The following is an 18,923-nucleotide window of genomic DNA, read 5'->3' as shown; positions in this document are numbered from 1 at the left end:
TGATGTTCAGTCTAAAACGCCGCTGAACGCCAGCCGCGCGCTTTATCATTGCCGGTGCGCACTGCCAGGGAATGGGCAGCGTGTTGCGATCGCGCCATCACTTCCCGTTGATTAAGCTGGGTAAATTCACCGGCACGCAGCAGATAGGCACCGTCGACAAACACATCACTCACTTCGTGGCCGAGCGCGGAATAGACCAGCGAAGAGACCGGATGATGGATCGGCGTCATTGCTGGATGTGAGGTATCAACAATCACCACATCAGCGCGCTTACCCACTTCCAGCGAGCCTACCAGATGATCGAGACCAATCGCCCGCGCGCCGTCGATGGTAGCCATCTCCAGCACTTTTTCCGCCGTCATAATCGTCGGGTCGCGATGCACGCCTTTCTGCAGCAGCGCCGCCACTTTCATCGCCTGGAACAGATTGTGATTGTTGCTGCTGGCAGGACCATCGGACCCTAAACCTACGGTTAATCCGGCGGCCAGCATTTCCGGAATCGGCGGCACGCCCGAGGCGAGATAGAGATTGCTGCAAGGATTGTGCGAGACGCGCGTGTCGTGATGCTTCAGCGCCCGGATATCACGTGAGTTGCACTGCACACAGTGAACCGCCAGCACATCAGGGCCAAGGAAGCCGATATCGCTGAGGAACTCGGTATCGGTTGCCTGAAAGCGCAATGTTGCCTGCTCGATTTCAAAATCGGTTTCGGCCACGTGGGTGGTGATCAGCACACCGGTTTCATTCGCCAACGCGCGCGTGCCGCGTAGCACTTTTTCATCCAGCGCCCAAATCATGCTCGGTGCCAGCCCGACTTTTACCCGGCCATCCACCTGGTGATAGCGCTCAATCACCGCGCGCGCATCGGCCAGCGCCTGCTCTGGCGTCTCAATCAGTTCGGCGGGAATACCATGCTCAGCGCCGCTGGTGAGGAAGCCACGGCAAACATGGCCACGAATACCGCTGATTTCAAAGGCTTCGATCACTTTCGCGGTCAAACCTGGGCGCGGATGCGCATACATAAAATCAACCAGCGAGGTGACGCCAGAACGCAGCGATTCCATACAGCCGTGCAGCGCGGCGGCATAGACATCTTCTTCGGTCAACGCCACGGCGCTCGGCCCGGTCATGCAGGTAAACCACTTTTTCAGCACCATGTCATCGCCGAGACCTTTCAGCAGCGTCTGGAACAGATGCGTGTGGGTATTCACCATGCCGGGCATGATAATGCGCTCGCGACAGTCGATAATTTCTGCTTCCGGATAACGCCGTTGCAAATCCTCGCGCGTACCGATGGCAGCAATGTGATGACCTTCAATCAGCAAACTGGCCTGTTGCAGAATCTCGCGCTGAGCATTCATGGTGATGACCCAGCCGTCAGCCAATAAATAACTCATGAGTCACGCTCCAGCTGCTGTTGTAGTTCCCGCGCCTGCACCACAAAACCAAAGCACTGCTGCACGTTATACAGCGTGGCGTCGCGACAATAGTCGGGCGAGGTGGTGGCGCTGCAATCTTCCAGCAGCAGGCAATCGTAACCGCGGAAGTTGGCATCCTGCAGGGTGCAGAGCACGCACTGATCGACATTTACCCCCGCAAACAGCAGGGTGGTGATGTTGAGATTGCGCAGGATGCTGTCCAGCTCGCTGTCCTGAAAACCGGACATGCGGTATTTATTGACGCGAATGTCCTCGGCACATGGCGTCAGCTCATCGATCACCTCCGCCGCCCAACTGCCCGCCTGCAGCACTGGCGCGCCGGAAACCGGCAGCGGATCGCCTAAACCCACGCCATCACCGTGCGGGTTGTAGACATGCAGCAACGCCGGGCTGAGATTGAGCTTATCGGGGCGATTGCCCCAGTTGAGCCAAATCACCGGCACGTCGGCGGCGCGCAACGTTGGCAGCAAGCTTTGCAGCGGCGCAATTGGCGCGCGCGCCGGCGTGACATCAACGCCGATATGCCCAAGCCAGCCGTCGGGATGACAGAAGTCGTTCTGCATATCCACCACGATGATGGCGGTGCGCGTTACGTCAAAAATCACCGCACGATCGCGCGTCGTCAGCTGCACCGCACGCGATGCTGGATGCGGACGTCGCGTGTCGATCACCTGCGCTGAGACGCGCCACTGATTATATCGACTGCTGCCTAAAACATTTTCCGGCATATCAGGCTCCCGTTAAGATGCGCAGATCTTCTGCATCCAGCGTGACAGGGTCACCGCTACGAATCAGTTCCGAAAAGCCTTCATTCGGCGTCATCACCGTCAGCGTATACAGCTTGCTATCACCGGTATTGCGGATGGCGTGGTCGTTGCCCGGATGCAGCAGCAACGAATCGCCTTTTTTGATCGCCAGTTCCGCATCGTTGCAGCGCGCGATACCTTCGCCATGCAGCACATAGAAAAATTCGTGCGCGCTGGCGTGTTCATTCGGCGGCGTCGCGCCGCCAACGTTGAAGATCTCTACCACGAAGATGTTTTCAATGCCGTCTAACGGTTTGTCGAACAGGATGGCGAAGTAGTTGCTGCTATCCGGAGTGATACGAAACGCCTTAACATCGGCAAGATTGTTGAAACGAAACGATTTCATAAGTTATTCCTTTCGATAAGGCTGCGTTAACGCGCCGGGTTGCAATGTGCGTCCCACCACGCCGGACATCGCCAGAATGGTGAGCAGATATGGCAGGGCCAGCAGTACCTGCGGCGGCAGCGTGTTTTCAAACAGCTGCAGCGACAGTTGTAAGGCATCTGCGGCACCAAAAATAAAGGCAGCGATCAGCGCTTTAAGCGGGCTCCAGCGACCAAAGATCACAATCGCCAGCGCGATAAAGCCTTGCCCGCTGACGATGTTGTCGCGGAACAGACCGATCTGCGCGGTAACCAGATAGCTGCCGGCTAAACCCGCACCCACGCAGGAGAACAGCACGCCCCAGGTGCGGATCTTTAAGACGTTAAGGCCAGCAGCATGCGCCGCGCGGGGATTTTCGCCGACGGCGCGCAACGACAAGCCAAAGCGGGTGTGAAACAAGCCAACGTGCGCCAGCACCGCCAGCAGCAAGGTGAGATAGAGCGGCAGTGGCTGCTGGAACAGAATCGGCCCGATAAACGGCAGCGAAGAGAGCAGCGGCACATGCCAGGGTTCCAGCATGGGAATGGTCGGAGAGGATTCATTGCCCATCACCAGCGCGTAAATCCAGGTGGCGAGTCCAGCAGCGAGAATATTGAACACGATGCCAACCACAATCTGGCTGGCATGGGCGCGTAAATAGAGCGCGGCCAGCACGCAGCCAACCAGCAACCCTCCGACGCCACCGGCGATAAATCCCAGAGCGGTCGAGCCGCTTGCAACCGCCATCATATAGCTGGAGAGCGCGCCAAGCAGAATGGTACCTTCAATGCCAATATTGAGAACGCCAGAGCGTTCGGCGTAAATCTCGCCCAGCGCCGCCAATAAAACCGGACCGGCCAAACGCACCGCCGCCGCCAGCCAGCTGACGAAAAAGGCGGTATCCAGGTTCATCCACAGACTCATGATTGCTCCTCCGCCAATTGGCTGCGGGTTTTACCCTTGCCGGGCAGATTGATGCGGTAATAACGCAGCAGATCGCCCGCCAGAATCAGCAGTACCACCAAACTTTCCAAAATCAGCACCACCGACGTCGGCAATCCGGTTTGGCGCTGCATCGCGCTACCGCCCACTTCCAGTCCGCCGTAAAGTATGGCGGTCGGGATCACCAGCATCGGGTTGAGACGTGCCAGTAACGCCACCACCACGCCGATAAACCCCACGCCGCCGGAGATGCCTTCCATCAGGCGATGCTGCACGCCTAATACCGCGCACAATCCTGCCAGCGCCGCCAGGCCACCGCCGAGCAATACCGCGCTCATTTGGCGACGATTGACATCAACGCCGCTGTAGCGCGCCGCGCGCGGATTAAGACCGGCGATTTTTATTTCGAAACCGGCAGGCGTAGTGCGCATGAGCCAGAAGACAAACACGGTGGCGACCAGCGCGATGGCGATGCCCCAATGTGCGCGCATACCGGTCATCACAAAGGGCAGCCAGCTATCGACCGGTAATCGCGGTGTCTGCGGCAAATCGCCCGGCGCACGCATCGGGCCGGAGACCAGATATTGCACGATGAACAGCGCGACATAGTTGGCCATCAGCGAAATCAGCACATCGTTGCCGCCGAAGCGAACGCGCAATGCACCGACCCAGCCAGCCCAAATCGCCCCAGCGAGAAAGGCAGCGATTAGCACCATCGGCCAGTAGAGCGGCGCAGGAATTGCCCACGGGAAACCTTGCGGCGTGCCGGAGAGCGCAATCCAGCTGGCGGCGGCGGCACCTAACAGAAAACAGCCTTCAAAGCCGATGTAGCCGAGTCCGGCGCGCCACACCACAATGGTGGCCAGCGCGATCAGCATCAAAGGCGTCGACTGCACCAGGCTCAGCCCGAAACTGCGTAGCGAACCAAAAGCGGCGTCAAACAGGAAGCCGTAGGCTGAGAGCGGATTGCCACCAAACGGAATAAACAGCAACCCAGCAATAATGAACGCGGCAATGATGCCGCAAGAACTGGTCAGCACCAGTGCACCGGTGGATTCCGCCGGGGCCAGACGCCGTTCAAGCAGCTTCTTCATGTTTGCCTCCGCTTTTTTTCAGATGCGCCCCGGCCATCAGTTCGCCGAGGCGTTCCGGCGTGGCGGCGGTGGCATCCAGCTCACCGGCAATCTGACCGCTGTACATCACCGCAATGCGATCGGAGAGATTAATAATCTCCTCCAGCTCGGCGGAGATCATCAAAATGGCGCAGCCACGATCGCGCGCGGCCAGCAAACCTTGCCACACGCTCTCAATCGCGCCGACATCCAGCCCGCGCGTCGGTTGCTCCACAATCAGCAAGCAGGGATCGCTGGCGACTTCACGGCCCAGAATCAGTTTCTGCAAATTGCCGCCGGAGAGCTTGCCCGCTTCAAAATCGGCATCCGGCGTGCGCACCGCAAATCGGGCGATGATATCGCGCGCATGTTGGCTAATACGCTGGCGGTCGAGCAGCCAGCCGCCCGCGCGGGTAAAGCTGCGTTGGCGGCCGAGCAGGGCGTTGTCGGTAATCGAAAGATCGGTCACCGAACCCACGCCGCGCCGATCGGCCGGAATAAAACTGATGCCTTTACGACGCCGCGTGGCGGGTGAATCGTCGCTGATATCTTCGCCGTTAAGCAGAATGCGACCAGCCTCCAGCTCGCGCAAATTGAGCAACGCTTCCGCCAACTCTGATTGCCCGTTGCCTTCTACGCCGGCAATGCCAAGGATTTCTCCAGCGGCCACGTTCAGCGAAACGCGCCAGATTTTTTGCTGTCCGCTGGCGTCGCGCACCGCGATGCTATCAACCTGCAGCACGGTTTTACCCGGTTGACACGGCGTTTTTTCCATGCGCAGCACCACATCGCGGCCCACCATGCGGCGTGCCAGATCGCGTTCAGAGGTCTCTTTAATATCGACCGAATCCACCATTTTTCCGCCGCGCATCACCGAAACGTGATCGGCGATAGCCATGATTTCATACAGTTTGTGCGTGACGATCACCACCGAACGGCCTTCGGCGCACAGCGATTTCAGGGTCGCGAACAGCCCGGCTTTCTCTTGCGGCGTGAGCACCGCAGTGGGTTCGTCGAGAATCAGCACCTGCGCATCGCGATACAGCAGTTTGAGGATCTCCACGCGCTGCTGCACGCCAATAGGCAGATGCTGCACTTTGGCCCAGGGATCAATCGCCAGCCCGTGCTTGTCCGACAGCGCCTGCAAGCGTGCCGCCGCTGCATGCAGGTTGAGCACGCCGCTGGCGCTCTCTTTCAGCCCCAGCACCACGTTCTCCACCACGCTCATCGGCTGTACCAGCATAAATTCCTGATGCACCATCCCAATACCGCAGGCGATGGCATCGCTGGGGTCGCGAAAACGCTGCGCTTTGCCATCCACCACGATGCTGCCCTCATCGGCCTGATACAGGCCGTAAAGGATCTGCATCAGCGTGCTTTTCCCAGCGCCGTTTTCACCCAGCAGCGCGTGAATTTCACCCGCTTTAATGCTGAGCGAGACGTCGTCGTTAGCCACCACACGTGCGAAGCGTTTGGTGATGTTGTTAAGCGCGACGCGGATGTTTGCCGTTGCTGTCATGAGTCGATCCCGCTTATCAAACCGTTGGCTTCAGCGCGCCGCTGTCCAACTGCTGCCAAATCTGCTGGAATTTATCCCAGGCGCTGGCACTCACCAGTTTGGCATTGTAATGCTCGCTGCCGTTGACCACTGACCAGGCTTTAGCGACGGTGGGATGCCATTCGTCGCCGCCTTTAAAGGTTTTGTTTGCCACGGATTCGCCAACCTGTTCCACCATCCAGTCGAGGTTCTGGCGGAAACTGCAGGCCACGTAGTCGGGCGCGACGTCGCGTTGATCGACATAACAGCCGATGGCTTTCACTTTCGCCGCCGCTGCGCCTTGCATCGCGCCGAGGCCGGTTACGTCGGCGGCGTGCCAAATCACATCGGCACCGTTGCCAATCATGGTGGTCGCCGCTTCGCGTCCTTTGGCCGCATTATCGTAATCGCCAGTCACCACGCCCATGCCTTTAATGCCCGGACGGGTTTTCTCTGCAGCCTGGATAAAGGCGCGCATCATCGCTTGCTGGGTCGGGTTATCGCCGCCGCCGACAAATCCTACCGCTTTTCCTTTGTCTGAGATCAGCGCAGCCAGCGCGCCGGCGGCATAAGCGCCTTGCAGGTAGGCGAGGTTCACGTACTCAACGTTGCCCGGTGATTTTTCCCCTGGCTTGAAGGTTGACGCGAAGAAGTAGGTATCGGGATATTCCGGCGCGATTTCGGCGAATGCCGAACCATATTCAAAGCTGTGACCGATGATAAGCGTGTAACCATCGTCGGCGTAGCCGCGAATAGTCTGGTCCATCTGCGCCTGCGAGACGCTTTCGCTGTGCGCCACGCTAAAACCGGCTTTTTGCAGGCTTTGCAATCCCGCATAGGCCAGCGAACTCCAGCCGCCATCAGCGACCGAACCGGGCAACAGCAGGGCGATTTTTATGCTGTTATTCGCCGCCAGCGCCTTGCGCGACAACATCGGTGCCAGCGCGGGTAACAACAGCGCGCCAGCCACTAACTTCGCAAACTTTCTGCGGGATACGTCTGCCATCATGTGTTCTCCTGGTGTGGTTTTGATGTATTAATCACCGGAAGAGCATTATCTTAAAAGCATCATTTTTAGCACTTACCGATGCCTAAAAGGCAACGCAGGATGAAACATGCTTCAGCACCGTTTGTTTGTTTATATCGATCAGGTGGCGCGCAGCGGCTCAATTCGTAAAGCCGCCGAGCGTTTACACATCTCCGCCTCGGCGATTAACCGTCAGTTGATTGCGCTGGAGGAGGAGTTAGGCACGCCGCTGTTTCAACGTCTACCGCGTAAAATGATCCTCACCGCCGCCGGTGAAGCCTTGATTCATCACGTGCGGCAGAGCTTTAAAGAGATTGAAATCGCGCAGATGAAGATCGAGGAGCTGAAAGGGCTACGGCGCGGCGAAGTGACGGTGGCGATGATGAGCGGATTGGCGGCGAACCTAATCCCGCGCGTCGCATCCGAATTTCGGCGCGCTAATCCGCGGGTAAAACTGCTACTGCAACAGCTCACCACCGGCGAAAATATTACCAACGCGGTGGCCAGCGGCGAGGCAGATCTGGGGATTGGTTTTGATTTCGATTTGCAGTCGGTGCACCGCAATATTGCCAGCGTGCCGGTGCGATTGGGCGCGGTAGTAGGAGCAGGGCATCCGCTGGCGGACAAATCCAGCTTGCGCCTGAGTGATTGCCTGCCTTATCCGGTGGTGATTGCTGATAAATCGATGGTGATCCGCCCGTATCTGAACGAAGTGTTTGCACGCGCCTCGATCACTCTGCAGGCGGTTATCGAAACTAACTCGATCGAGGTGATGCGCCAGTCGGCGATGATGGATCAAACGCTGACATTTTTGACGCCGATCGATATCGAATCCGACCAGCGCAGTGGCCGACTGATCTATATCCCGGTGCGCGAACTGGCGCAGCACACGCAAACGCTGATGCTGATCGGCCACGATCGCGGCACCAGCGCGATTGGCAGCGTATTCGCCGAAACCATTAAAGGCATGATGTCAGAATTGCGCTAACAAGACGCGCAATGAATTGCGCCGCTACGGAATGTGCCGGTATTTGTAGCGGCGCGATTTATCGCGCGTCTTTGTATGCGGTTCGCTCAGTAAGAAAATCGAGGTCGAAACTGTGCACCTCGCGCGCCAGTTTCAGCAGGGCGTGCGCGGCGCGATCGGTGGCGATAGCACCGCGTTCGGCATCGGCGGCCGCAGCATTACCCGTGGTGCCCGAAAAATGCAGGTCCTGTGCCATCCAGCCAAAGCCAATGCCGCCTTCGGGCGTCAAAATACCGCCGCTGGCTTCGAGCGCCACCGACGTAGAGACAAAATCATCCGCATACTGCATCTGCACCAATTCTGGATGGAGATGCAGCATCATGCTGGTCTCGGACTCTCCGCCGTGAATGCCGTGATTGAGTTCATGCGCGCTATACAGGTCAGAAGCATCAATGGTGCGGAACCAGCTGGCGCTGACGGCAAACATACCGAGTTCAATGCGCAATTGGCGACAGACGATTTCCATCAGCTGCGGCTGTCCGCCGTGCGAATTCCAGAAAATCAGCTTGCGTATCCCGGCGCGCCAGGCGCTCTTCGCCACTTCAAACCAGACTTTGCCTAACACGTCATAAGGCAGGGAAAGGGTGCCGGGATAGGCGAGATGTTCGTCCGATTTACCGATCGGCAAGGCGGGCATCACCAGCAGTGGCAGATCGTCAGGCAGCAGTTCGACGGCGCGCTGAATAATCCCAGCGTTGATGGCCGCATCCACGCGCACCGGCAGATGCGGACCATGTTGTTCAACGGCACCAATCGGCAGGACGGCGACGATATTCGCCATATCCAGCTCACTGAATTCCCGCGTAGAGAGATCCCACCACCAGGGCGAAGACGGTTTATGCATGTTTACCTCCATTTTTTCCCCAACATAGCGGGTTGGCAGTGCAATGGAAGCAACAAAATTCGTACTCAGCGTTGCGTTTTAGGCATCCGAAATCTGCCGGTTCAGTGCAGGCTGGTCATTGCAGGCCACCGACGTAACGCTAGCACCACTGAAAACACCCGATCTTACTTCTGATTTTGACTGGTGAATTCCTGATAGTTCTCCAACGTAACCGTTTGATAAGGCACCCAGTTGTAGGCTTCAGTTTGCCTACCATTAAGCATATTGTTGGCCACATCGACTGCGCCAGTTGCCTGACCTTTTGCATCCTGGAAAATGGTTACGGCCATTTTGCCGTTTTTGATGAACTGCAAACCATCCGGCGTGCCGTCGATACCGGCCACCAGCACATTGCTTTTCTTCAGCTGATCCAGCGCCATGATCGCGCCAATCGCCATTTCATCGTTGTTAGCGATAATGGCATTGATGTCATTGCCATCCTGCAGCCACGAAAGGGTTTTATCCACTGCTTCGTTACGCTGCCAGTTGGCGCTCTGCTTCTGGATCACTTTCAGGCCAGGATGATCTTTCACGTAATCTTCAACGGCTTTGGTGCGCTGGCGCGCTTCCTCCGTGGAGAGGGCGCCCATCAAAATCGCGATATTGCCTTTATTGTCCAGACGTTTTGCCAGCGCTTCGATCTCCATCTTGCCGCTTAATGCAGAGTCAGACCCCACGTAGGCCATCTTGCCACTCAACTTCACTTCGGGTTTGCGGTTAACGAAAATTAGCGGGATGTTGGCTTTTTTTGCAGCGGCAATCACCGGCATCACGCCCTGAGTATCTACCGGGTTGATAATAATCGCGTCAGCTCCCTGATTGATAAAATCATCCACCTGCTGAATCTGTAGCGAAACATCCCCTTTGGCATCGGCGAACTGGCTCTTCAGACCTTTCTCTTTTAACTGTTTTTCCATCTGACTACGTAAGATGGAAACAAAGTTCAGATCGAGGTTAGCGAGGGCGACGCCGACCATATAGGTTTTCGCCTGGACGGTGAACCCGCTAAGCAGACCACAGATTATTAATACCACTTTGATTAGTTTCATTTTTTATCTCTGTAGGGGAAGGTTATTATGGTTTTGCAACCGGGTGCAAAACTAACGAGATTAAGCCCAACGTAAGAGATTCGATATGCGAGGGCTTACCGTTTAAGCGTTCCCACTTTCGGATGCGGTTGAATATTAGTCAACGCTGCAAAGCGCGAAGTTAACACCCTGGTCACAAAATCATCACGATCTGCTTCCATTTTTGCAACCGGGTGCAAATTTTACAAAAGTAGCAGTTAGCCCGACAAACTTGCCGGGCTAGACAGGTTATTGTTCGATACTGGTTAACAGGGCGTTTTGAATAATGCGTTGGGCTTTCAATGGGTTTTGTTCACGCTGTGCATCCTGTAAGGCGGCGATATCCAGTTTATCCAGCGCGCGATAGATGTGTTTTAAGAAACGAATCGATAGATTGGCGGCTTCGACATGATCTTCACGGAATGGGAATTGATCGAGTTGCCACACGCCATCCCAATTGTTGATCTTCAACACGTAGAAGAACTCAAAAATCTCCGTCATATGAACGGTGCCGACCACCAAGTCGTCATCCCAGCCGCGCAGGTTGTCATTCACATCCATTCCAAACAGACGACCGCGATCGATGATCAACTGCGCGGAGTCGGCCGGAGATTCACCCGCAAACAGCGCGTGGCCGAAATCGAGCAGCACGCCGACGTTATCCAGCCCGATATCTTCAATGCCGAGCAGGGTGCGCGCTGCAGAATCCCACGTCATTTTTACCCGTGGTTCGCGTGGCTTATATTCAATGGCAAATTTGACGTCAGGATTCGCACTCGCTAGTTCGCGCATGCCGTCCACCGCCATCTTCCACAGGTTTTTATGATCGACCTGGAACGGATAATCCCAACCATCCTGTCCCGGCCAGACTTTCACGTAATTGGCGCCCAGTTCGCGCACTACAGTGGCGGCTTCATGCATCAAATCAAACGCTTGTTTACGGATGGCGGCATCAGGGTTGGTGAAGGCACCGCGGGAGAAACGGCGCAGATAGATCTCCGGTGTTACGCCGATCGCTTTTAATCCGGCATCTGCTAACGCTTGCTTAACCTGTGCGACCGTCACGCCTTCGGTAAACGGATAGGGCACATCCACGTAAGAGAGGTCTTCAACGCTGCCGGCGAGTTTGATCTGATCGAGCGTACTCAGTGCAGGCCCGTAACCGTCAACGGCGTAGCGATCGATATAGTTGGCAAAGTGCCATAATCCGGCACCGAATTTCGGATACGTATAGCTACTCATAGGGCCTGCTCCTCAGAGGATTGATGGTTGAATATATATTCATGTATGGTTATATATTCCATTCTGCGCCTCGTGGTGCGCAGTTAACCAGCAATCAATAGTGAAAGTGCAGGTTTAATCACAGATTATTTTCATGCCTGGAAGACCAACACCTTGACGCTTTAAAGGGATTGGAGCACGACAGCAACGCCAGGTCTTCGGTTCCACTTGCTCGTTTTCAGGGCAAAGAGTGCACCATTAGCTCACATTTCAATCATTGTTCTCTGCTAAAAATGGCCATCTGCTTCATCTGTTCTAAGCCTGTTTACCACCCTGAATCGCGTCACTACTTGCTGCACCAGAAATATTGCTAGCAATTTGGCTAGTGTGGCATGCCACTTGCTTTACTCCTTCCATCGCTACAGGTGTGTTAATTCAGGAGGCCGTAATGTCATCGCCGCAGATTATGTGGAATATCGCCAGCCATCAGCGTTATGCCTACAGTTCCATTGAGCATCAGGTTTTGCCCGTGTGGCCGCAGGGTAAAGGTTTGGCGCTGTATATCGCTATGAATCTTGAGCATTTTGCCTTTGGTATGCCGGAGGGCGCGAAGCTGTCACAAGGGGCAAATCGTCTCGATGTGCTGAACTATGCGTGGCGCGACTACGGTAATCGGGTCGGTGGCTGGTATCTGGCCGATCTGTTTGCCGAGCTCGGTATTCCACCGGCGGTGATCGCTAACACCTCCATTCTCGATTACTGCCCCCAGCTGCTCGATCGCTGGGTTAGCTTGCCCGGTAGTGAGCTGATTGGGCACGGTCATACCAACTCGCAGCGCCAGGGCGAACTTAGCCGTGAAGATGAATATGCGCTGATCGCCCGTTGCCAGCAGCGACTGAGCGCCTATCAGCAACGGCCGGTAGCGGGGTGGTTATCGCCGTGGATCTCAGAGAGCCACGATACGCCAGACCTGCTGCGACAGAACGGCTTCAGTTACACGCTGAACTGGGCGCATGACGATCGTCCCGTCGCACTGCAAACCTCGCACGGCGATCTGCTCTCGGTGCCTTATCCGCAGGAGATCAATGATATTCCCACCATCATTCCAAACGGCACCTCGATTGAAACCTTTTGCAGCATGATCGAGAGCCAGTTCATCGAGATGAAACAGCGCGCCGAGCAGCGTCCGCAGGTGATGGGCATTGCGCTGCATCCTTACATTGTTGGTCAGCCTTTCCGCCTGCACCATCTGCGGCAGACGCTGCAAAAAATTATCGCGCAGTGTGAAGACGTATGGCTTACCACGCCGGGCGCGATTGCCGCCCATTCACTCAATATTTCTGCAACAGCCAATACCTTAGCCACGGGAGAGCAAGTATGTCGGTAGCACCTGAAGAAGTAGAGATTGTGAAAGCGTTTCTGGCAGCGTCAATGGCGCCCGATCCAGACCGCGCCGCAGCACTGATGTCGCCTGAGGTGCTGATTACCTTTACAGGTAAGCGGGTGATGCCAACGGTTCACGGCGTCACCGCCTTTAACGCCGCGCGTTATCAATGGGTTAAGAAGCAGCTTGGTGAGTTTGACTGGATGGAGAAAAGCCCGGGCCATGTGGTGGTCTACTGTACCGGCTTTCTCTATGGCGTGTGGCCGGACGGCCGCGAGTTCGCCGGTAATCGCTATCTCGATCGCTATGAGGTGGTTGCAGGGCAGATTACCAAAATGGATGTCTGGAACGACAGCGCCGAGTGGATTCTGGCTCCGGAGCTCAATCAGCAGGCGTAGCTTTTTCCACCTAATCGCCGTGATATGAAGAACAAAAATGAACTGGCATTGGCTTTGCATGCATTGCTAGCAATAACTCTAGCATATTGATGAGGGATAAATAATGAAGCAACTTTTGCTGTCGTTGTTAGTCGCAGGTTCGTTAGGCCTTAGCAGTCACGCTGCGCTGGCGGAGAACGTCGTGCGTTGGGCCACCGATGCCGACATCCCGACGCTGGATCCGGATGCGTACGCCTCCACCAAGGCACTAACTTTCCAGAACCACATCTATGAGTCGCTGGTACAGCGCGATAATGACCTGAAGATTCAGCCGTGGCTGGCGCTGAGCTGGCAGCAGCTGGATGACACCACATTGCGCTTCAAGCTGCGCGAAGGGGTGAGGTTTCATAATGGCGATGAGCTGACGTCTGAGGACGTGGTGGCCTCGGTCGCCAGGGTGACGGATCCGGCGTCGGGGATTCGTGCCAACGCGTCGACCATTAAAGATGCGGTAGCGGTAGACAAATACACCGTGGATATTCATCTGGTGAAAAAGACCGGTATCGCCATCAACGAGCTGACCGGCGTGATGATCATGGATAAGAAGTGGCTCAGCGAGCACAACGCCCTGAAACCTACCGATATCAGCCAGGGTACGGAAGGTTACGCCACCAATAATACCAACGGCACCGGACCGTTTATTTTGCAGAGCCGTCAGCGCGATACGCAGATGGTGCTGGTGCGTAATCCAAACTGGTGGAATGCCGCTGCAGGCACCACCAACATCGAGAAAATCATCTTCAAGCCAATCTCATCCGATGCCACGCGGCTCTCAGGCCTGCTGGCGGGTGAATACGATCTGGTGACTTCGGTTCCCCTGCAGGACATTCAGCGATTGCAGAATAACCCGGCGGTGCAGATGCAGGTCAGCCCATCGCTGCGCGTCGATTATCTGACGCTGAACATGCGCGACACGCTCAATGCTAAAAACGCCAAAGCGGACAACCCGCTGAAAGATATCCGCGTGCGCCAGGCGCTCTATATGGCCATCAATCGTGAGGCGATCACGCAGAAAGTGATGCGCGGTCTCACCAAGCCAACCAGTAACTATCTGGCGCCGGATATTCCGGGCTACGACGCGAAAGCCGGCGTCGATTTCCCGTATGACCCGGTTAAAGCCAAAGCGCTGCTGGCAGAAGCGGGCTATGCGCAAGGTTTCAACCTCAACTTTGATTGCCCGGAAGGCACCTACATCAATGCCGCCCAATGGTGTCAGGCGGTGCAGAGTTACTGGTCAAAAATTGGCGTGAAAGCGGCATTGAACGTGCATCCGGCCAGCGTCTATGACCCGATTCTGGTGAATGGTCGTACCGATGTCGGCGTTTTGGGCTGGGCCAACCTGCCAATTATGGATCCCTACAGCGTGGCGGTGCAGCTGCTGCACACCAGCAACGGGAAAAGTCTCGGCACCTTCAATATTCCCCGCTACAGCAATCCGGCGGCCGACAAGCTGATCGACGACTCGGTCGGCGAGCTGGATAACACGAAGCGTCTTATCATGCTGAGTCAGGCGGTGGCGCTGGCGAATAAAGACCTGCCCTATCTGCCGATGCACTTTGAACCCACCGTCTGGGCGATGAGCAAAAAGCTGACGCTAAAACAGACGCCGGATAACGTTCAGCGTCTGTGGTACGGCAAAGTCAGTCAGTAATTTTTAATACATGCACGTAGCGTAGCGGCGCGAAGTGCCAATCGCGCCGCGTTGAAGTCAGGAGGCCGTTATGGTTTTTTTTGTGCGCAAGTTACTGCAGGCGCTGGTGTTGCTGGCGGGCGTCGCGCTGCTGTCTTTTATTCTGTTTCAGTACCTTGGCGACCCGGTTGCCAGCATGCTGCCCGAGAGCGCAACCGAAGTCGAACGCGCGGCATTGCGCACCAGCCTCGGTCTCAACGACCCGGTAATTATGCAGTTCTGGCACTACATTACGCGCCTGCTGCACGGCAATTTTGGCATCTCTTACTACAACCAGGTTTCGGTATTTCAACTGATTATGGAGCGCTTGCCCGCCACGCTGGAGCTGGTGTTTGTTTCGGTGGTGCTGGCAATGGCGATCGGTTTTCCGCTTGGCGTCTGGTCTGCCATCAGCCGTAACAAACTGCTGAAAGAAGGGGTGCAGATCCTGTCGCTGATTGGCGTTTCTCTGCCGTGGTTTCTCACCGGCATCATCCTGATTATCGTCTTCTCCGTTTGGCTGGGATGGTTCCCTTCCAGCGGCCGTGGCGACGTCGTGAAGCTTGGTTTCTGGCGTACCGGGTTATTAACTGCTTCTGGCTGGCACTCTATTGTGCTGCCGGCGCTGTCGCTGGGACTGTCGATGGTGACCATCATCATGCGACTGATTCGCACCGAAATGCTCGAGGTAATGAAGTCCGATTACGTCAAGTTTGCCCGCGCTCGCGGCATTGAAAACTACCGCATCTGGTTTCGTCATGCGCTGAGGAACGCCTTATTACCGGTGGTAACGGTGATTGGTTTGCAGATTGGCGGACTGATCGCCTTTGCTATCGTGATCGAAACGGTGTTTCAGTGGCCGGGAATGGGATTGCTGCTGATTCAGTCGATTAACTTCGTCGATGTGCCGGTGCTTTCCGGCTACCTGCTGTTTACCGCCCTGATTTTTATCGTGATCAACACCCTGGTTGATCTGTTGTATTACCTGATCGACCCGCGCATGCGGGCTCAGTAAGGAGTTGCCATGATTAACGATAATTTTCCTCCTGCGGTCGCGCCCGTGCGGCGGCGTACCCGGCTGGCTCAGCAGTGGCGAGCCTTCACCGACAGCGATCTGCTGTGGCTGTTCTGGCGCAGCAAAAGTACCGTGGTGGCCTTCAGCTGCTGCCTGATCATCCTGCTGTGCTCAATCACCAGCCACTGGATTGCGCCGCACAATGTGTTTGATACCACCAGTTTTGACCTGATGGATTCAGAGTTACAGCCATCGTGGATGAGCGGCGGCGATGCGCGCTTCTGGCTGGGTACTGATGTACAGGGGCGCGATATTCTCTCGCTGATGCTGTATGGCCTGAATATCTCATTGATCATTGGCGGGATTAGCGTGCTGCTGTCGGTGATGCTAGGCGTGGCGCTCGGCGTGTTGAGCGGTTACTTCGGCGGTTTAGTCGATACGCTGATCATGCGCTTTGCCGATGCCATGCTGAGTATTCCCACCATTATGTTCACGCTGCTGGTCAGCGGCGTGGCTCGGGTGGTGATCCCGAAAGAATTGATGGGGCACTTTGCCCCGGCGATCCTCACCGGCGCGATTGCGCTGACCGGCTGGATGCAATATGCGCGTACGGTGCGCGGCCTGACGATGCTGGAGAAAGGGCGGGAATATGTTATGGCCTCGCGCATCAGCGGTGCGCATCATATCCACATCATGCTGCGCCACATTGTACCGAACGTTCTGCGTCCGGTGCTGGTGATGGCAACGCTGCACCTCGGCGTAGCGATTCTGACCGAGGCCACGCTGTCGTTTCTCGGCGTGGGGATGCCGCCAGATCAACCTTCGCTGGGCACCTTAATCAACGAAGGCAATCAGTACCTGTTCTCCGGACAGTGGTGGATTGTGGCTTTCCCAGCCGCGCTGCTGGTGATCCTTTCTCTCTCATTCAACATGTTGGGCGATTGGTTGCTGGACGCCCTTAACCCGAAATTACGTTAGGAGCGCGCCATGGCACAGCAGAGCCAGACAGCCAGCGAGACGTTGCTTGACGTTCGCGATCTGAGTATTGAATTTCTGCACCGGAAAGGAAATTTGCAGGCGATCCATAACCTCTCGCTCACCATGCAGCCGGGCGAAGTGCTGGGCATGGTGGGTGAATCCGGCGCGGGGAAATCCCTGACCGGCGCCGCCATCAGCGGGCTATTGCAAGAGCCAGGACGAGTTAAACAGGGTGAGATTTGGTTTCAGGGGCAGCGCATCGATAACCTCGATGATAATGCGCGCCGTAAGCTGCGCGGCAAAGCCATCAGCTGTATTTTCCAGGATCCGCTCACCAGTCTCAATCCGGTGCTGACTATTGGCCAGCAGCTAACCGAAACCATCCGCACGCACTTGCCGCTCTCCGCCGCCGAGGCCCGTGAACGGGCGATTACGCTACTCACCGAAGTTGGCATGAGCAGCCCAGCGCAGCGTATGGAACAGTATCCTCACCAGCTCTCCGGCGGGATGCGTCAGCGTGTCGTCATCGCGCTGGCGCTCTGCGTTGATCCGCAGCTCGTGATCGCCGATGAACCTACGACCGCGCTGGATGTATCGGTGCAGGCGCAGGTGTTACGGGTGCTAAAACGTCTCTGCCAGCAGCATGGCACGGCGGTGATGCTGATTACCCATGACATGGGCGTGGTGGCGGATGTGTGCTCGCGAGTCGCGGTGCTGTATGCCGGACGGATTGTCGAGATGGGCCCGGTCGCGGAGGTGATTCGTGCCCCTAAACACCCCTATACGCGCGGTCTGATCAACTCGATTCCCTCGATGCGCGAACGCCATGAATTCCTGTCGCAGATTGATGGCGCCATGCCGCGCCTCAATTCGCTGCCGGGCGGCTGCGCGTTCCATCCACGCTGCCCACATGTTACCGAGCGCTGCCGCCAACATCAGCCCGACATGCAGTTCAGCCATCTGTCGCAAATCGCCTGCTTTTATCCCTACGGAGAGACGCCATGACAAGTGAAAAAGTGCTGCCGCCTGAAGTGTTGAACGTACGCGATCTGCACATTCGTTTTCAGCTCGGGCGTGAAAAACGCAGCTCGCTGTTTCGTCGCGGCGCCAGGCGCGAGCTGCATGCGGTGCGCGGCATCAATCTCTCCATTCGTCAGGGGGAAACCTTTAGCATTGTTGGCGAATCCGGCTGCGGTAAATCGACTATCGCGCGGGCGCTGGCAGGGCTGTATACGCCGTCAGAAGGGTCGATAAAGTTCGCCTGGCAGGGTGACGCCAGCGAAACGCACGCGGCACAGAACGGTACTCAGATGATCTTCCAGGATCCGTATGCCAGCCTCAATCCGCGCTGGCGTATTGGGCGTTCGCTGGCCGAGCCGTTGGTGCTGAGTAAAAAAGTGGGCAGCACGCGTCAGGCGCGCAGCTATTGTGGTCAGCTGCTGGAACAGGTTGGGCTCTCCGCCAACGATTTGGATAAGTTTCCGCATGAATTTTCCGGCGGTCAGCGCCAGCGCATTTCCATTGCTCGTGCGCTGGCGACCCAGCCGGGCTTTCTGATTTGCGACGAGCCCACCTCAGCGCTGGATGTCTCGGTGCAGGCGCAGGTATTAAACCTGATGCGCCGCTTACAGCAGACGCACGGGCTAACCTACTTTTTCATCAGCCATAACATGGCGGTCATTTCCCATATTTCCGATCGGGTTGGTGTCATGTACCTCGGTCGTATCGTCGAACAGGGCAGCGTGGAGGAAATTTTCTCGCGTCCCGCGCATCCCTACACGCGTCTGTTGATTGCGGCGATCCCACAGTTTGATAGCCCGTCGACAGAACGCGAACCGATCGTCGGCGAAGCCCCCAATCCGATGTCACCTCCGTCGGGATGTGCCTTCGCGGCACGCTGCAGTCACGCACAGCCGCTGTGCCAGCAAATGATGCCGCCGGTGCATAACTTGTCGGAAGAACATCAGATTGAGTGTCATTTCCCGGCGGCGGTCGCTGCGGCCTGTTAATCATGA

18 protein-coding genes are annotated in these 18,923 nt (G+C 56.4%); 8 read left to right on the top strand and 10 right to left on the bottom strand.

The window, feature by feature from the left end:
* Nucleotides 1-11 precede the first annotated feature (11 nt).
* From WH298_RS20500 to WH298_RS20470, 7 genes are read right to left on the bottom strand one after another with little or no spacing between them, the layout of a single operon-like run.
* Entirely contained in the window at nt 12-1,397 is a 1,386-nt protein-coding gene (locus WH298_RS20500; RefSeq protein WP_180823841.1) for an amidohydrolase family protein, read from the bottom strand.
* Nucleotides 1,394-2,167 carry a cysteine hydrolase family protein gene (locus WH298_RS20495; protein WP_180823840.1) on the bottom strand — a complete coding sequence of 258 codons (774 nt, stop codon included), beginning with the start codon at nt 2,165-2,167 and terminating at the stop codon, nt 1,394-1,396. Before WH298_RS20495 ends, WH298_RS20500 begins: the two co-directional genes overlap by 4 nt.
* A 1-nt stretch (nt 2,168) precedes the next feature.
* Nucleotides 2,169-2,591, bottom strand: a complete 423-nt coding sequence (locus WH298_RS20490; RefSeq protein WP_009127937.1) for a cupin domain-containing protein — start codon at nt 2,589-2,591, stop codon at nt 2,169-2,171.
* Nucleotides 2,592-2,594: 3 nt separating this feature from the next.
* On the bottom strand, nt 2,595-3,533 hold the full coding sequence (locus WH298_RS20485) for an ABC transporter permease (protein WP_009127939.1): 939 nt from the start codon (nt 3,531-3,533) through the stop codon (nt 2,595-2,597).
* Entirely contained in the window at nt 3,530-4,645 is a 1,116-nt protein-coding gene (locus WH298_RS20480) for an ABC transporter permease (RefSeq protein ID WP_180823839.1), read from the bottom strand. The genes WH298_RS20485 and WH298_RS20480 overlap by 4 nt, the downstream gene beginning before the upstream one ends.
* The gene (locus WH298_RS20475; protein WP_180823838.1) at nt 4,629-6,182 is read right to left on the bottom strand and encodes an ABC transporter ATP-binding protein; all 1,554 of its coding nucleotides are present in this window, start codon (nt 6,180-6,182) and stop codon (nt 4,629-4,631) included. Before WH298_RS20475 ends, WH298_RS20480 begins: the two co-directional genes overlap by 17 nt.
* Nucleotides 6,183-6,198: 16 nt before the next feature.
* A complete protein-coding gene (locus tag WH298_RS20470) occupies nt 6,199-7,206 on the bottom strand; it encodes a BMP family protein (protein WP_238344495.1) in 1,008 nt (335 codons plus the stop codon).
* Nucleotides 7,207-7,315: 109 nt separating this feature from the next.
* On the opposite strand from WH298_RS20470, the gene WH298_RS20465 reads away from it, so the two are divergent.
* Entirely contained in the window at nt 7,316-8,215 is a 900-nt protein-coding gene (locus WH298_RS20465) for a LysR family transcriptional regulator (RefSeq protein WP_180823837.1), read from the top strand.
* 58 nt (nt 8,216-8,273) lie between these two features.
* Here WH298_RS20465 and WH298_RS20460 read toward each other — a convergent pair whose 3' ends face one another.
* The 3 genes from WH298_RS20460 to WH298_RS20450 all read right to left on the bottom strand — a co-directional run bounded on the left by WH298_RS20460 (nt 8,274) and on the right by WH298_RS20450 (nt 11,446).
* Complete coding sequence (locus WH298_RS20460) at nt 8,274-9,098, bottom strand: creatininase family protein (RefSeq protein WP_180823836.1); 825 nt, start codon at nt 9,096-9,098, stop codon at nt 8,274-8,276.
* A 164-nt stretch (nt 9,099-9,262) separates the two neighbouring features.
* Nucleotides 9,263-10,186 (bottom strand): substrate-binding domain-containing protein, encoded by a 924-nt coding sequence (locus WH298_RS20455; protein WP_180823835.1) that lies wholly within the window; start codon nt 10,184-10,186, stop codon nt 9,263-9,265.
* Between the two features lie 267 nt (nt 10,187-10,453).
* Nucleotides 10,454-11,446, bottom strand: a complete 993-nt coding sequence (locus WH298_RS20450) for a sugar phosphate isomerase/epimerase family protein (RefSeq protein ID WP_180823834.1) — start codon at nt 11,444-11,446, stop codon at nt 10,454-10,456.
* Nucleotides 11,447-11,873: 427 nt separating this feature from the next.
* Here WH298_RS20450 and WH298_RS20445 point away from each other — a divergent pair, with 427 nt between their 5' ends.
* From WH298_RS20445 to WH298_RS20415, 7 genes are all read left to right on the top strand, one after another.
* The gene (locus tag WH298_RS20445; RefSeq protein ID WP_180823833.1) at nt 11,874-12,812 is read left to right on the top strand and encodes a polysaccharide deacetylase family protein; all 939 of its coding nucleotides are present in this window, start codon (nt 11,874-11,876) and stop codon (nt 12,810-12,812) included.
* Nucleotides 12,803-13,207 (top strand): nuclear transport factor 2 family protein, encoded by a 405-nt coding sequence (locus WH298_RS20440; protein WP_009127959.1) that lies wholly within the window; start codon nt 12,803-12,805, stop codon nt 13,205-13,207. The genes WH298_RS20445 and WH298_RS20440 overlap by 10 nt, the downstream gene beginning before the upstream one ends.
* Before the next feature lie 103 nt (nt 13,208-13,310).
* Nucleotides 13,311-14,897, top strand: coding sequence for an ABC transporter substrate-binding protein (locus WH298_RS20435; RefSeq protein WP_180823832.1), 1,587 nt, complete (start codon nt 13,311-13,313; stop codon nt 14,895-14,897).
* 70 nt (nt 14,898-14,967) lie between these two features.
* Complete coding sequence (locus WH298_RS20430) at nt 14,968-15,930, top strand: ABC transporter permease (RefSeq protein ID WP_180823831.1); 963 nt, start codon at nt 14,968-14,970, stop codon at nt 15,928-15,930.
* A 9-nt stretch (nt 15,931-15,939) separates the two neighbouring features.
* Entirely contained in the window at nt 15,940-16,908 is a 969-nt protein-coding gene (locus tag WH298_RS20425; RefSeq protein ID WP_180823830.1) for an ABC transporter permease, read from the top strand.
* Nucleotides 16,909-16,917: 9 nt separating this feature from the next.
* On the top strand, nt 16,918-17,913 hold the full coding sequence (locus tag WH298_RS20420; RefSeq protein ID WP_180823829.1) for an ABC transporter ATP-binding protein: 996 nt from the start codon (nt 16,918-16,920) through the stop codon (nt 17,911-17,913).
* Nucleotides 17,910-18,917, top strand: coding sequence for an ABC transporter ATP-binding protein (locus WH298_RS20415; RefSeq protein ID WP_180823828.1), 1,008 nt, complete (start codon nt 17,910-17,912; stop codon nt 18,915-18,917). The genes WH298_RS20420 and WH298_RS20415 overlap by 4 nt, the downstream gene beginning before the upstream one ends.
* The last annotated feature ends 6 nt before the right edge of the window (nt 18,918-18,923 follow it).

This window comes from Pantoea nemavictus (genome assembly GCF_037479095.1).
In the GTDB taxonomy this organism is placed as follows: domain Bacteria; phylum Pseudomonadota; class Gammaproteobacteria; order Enterobacterales; family Enterobacteriaceae; genus Pantoea; species Pantoea nemavictus.
This window is presented reverse-complemented; position numbering and strand designations above follow the sequence as displayed.

Bases quoted from the DNA above. Each gene is read 5' to 3' on its own strand.
- WH298_RS20500 (WP_180823841.1), bottom strand. From the start codon at position 1,397: ATGAGTTATTTATTGGCTGACGGCTGGGTCATCACCATGAATGCTCAG.
- WH298_RS20495 (WP_180823840.1), bottom strand. From the start codon at position 2,167: ATGCCGGAAAATGTTTTAGGCAGCAGTCGATATAATCAGTGGCGCGTC.
- WH298_RS20490 (WP_009127937.1), bottom strand. From the start codon at position 2,591: ATGAAATCGTTTCGTTTCAACAATCTTGCCGATGTTAAGGCGTTTCGT.
- WH298_RS20485 (WP_009127939.1), bottom strand. From the start codon at position 3,533: ATGAGTCTGTGGATGAACCTGGATACCGCCTTTTTCGTCAGCTGGCTG.
- WH298_RS20480 (WP_180823839.1), bottom strand. From the start codon at position 4,645: ATGAAGAAGCTGCTTGAACGGCGTCTGGCCCCGGCGGAATCCACCGGT.
- WH298_RS20475 (WP_180823838.1), bottom strand. From the start codon at position 6,182: ATGACAGCAACGGCAAACATCCGCGTCGCGCTTAACAACATCACCAAA.
- WH298_RS20470 (WP_238344495.1), bottom strand. From the start codon at position 7,206: ATGGCAGACGTATCCCGCAGAAAGTTTGCGAAGTTAGTGGCTGGCGCG.
- WH298_RS20465 (WP_180823837.1), top strand. From the start codon at position 7,316: ATGCTTCAGCACCGTTTGTTTGTTTATATCGATCAGGTGGCGCGCAGC.
- WH298_RS20460 (WP_180823836.1), bottom strand. From the start codon at position 9,098: ATGCATAAACCGTCTTCGCCCTGGTGGTGGGATCTCTCTACGCGGGAA.
- WH298_RS20455 (WP_180823835.1), bottom strand. From the start codon at position 10,186: ATGAAACTAATCAAAGTGGTATTAATAATCTGTGGTCTGCTTAGCGGG.
- WH298_RS20450 (WP_180823834.1), bottom strand. From the start codon at position 11,446: ATGAGTAGCTATACGTATCCGAAATTCGGTGCCGGATTATGGCACTTT.
- WH298_RS20445 (WP_180823833.1), top strand. From the start codon at position 11,874: ATGTCATCGCCGCAGATTATGTGGAATATCGCCAGCCATCAGCGTTAT.
- WH298_RS20440 (WP_009127959.1), top strand. From the start codon at position 12,803: ATGTCGGTAGCACCTGAAGAAGTAGAGATTGTGAAAGCGTTTCTGGCA.
- WH298_RS20435 (WP_180823832.1), top strand. From the start codon at position 13,311: ATGAAGCAACTTTTGCTGTCGTTGTTAGTCGCAGGTTCGTTAGGCCTT.
- WH298_RS20430 (WP_180823831.1), top strand. From the start codon at position 14,968: ATGGTTTTTTTTGTGCGCAAGTTACTGCAGGCGCTGGTGTTGCTGGCG.
- WH298_RS20425 (WP_180823830.1), top strand. From the start codon at position 15,940: ATGATTAACGATAATTTTCCTCCTGCGGTCGCGCCCGTGCGGCGGCGT.
- WH298_RS20420 (WP_180823829.1), top strand. From the start codon at position 16,918: ATGGCACAGCAGAGCCAGACAGCCAGCGAGACGTTGCTTGACGTTCGC.
- WH298_RS20415 (WP_180823828.1), top strand. From the start codon at position 17,910: ATGACAAGTGAAAAAGTGCTGCCGCCTGAAGTGTTGAACGTACGCGAT.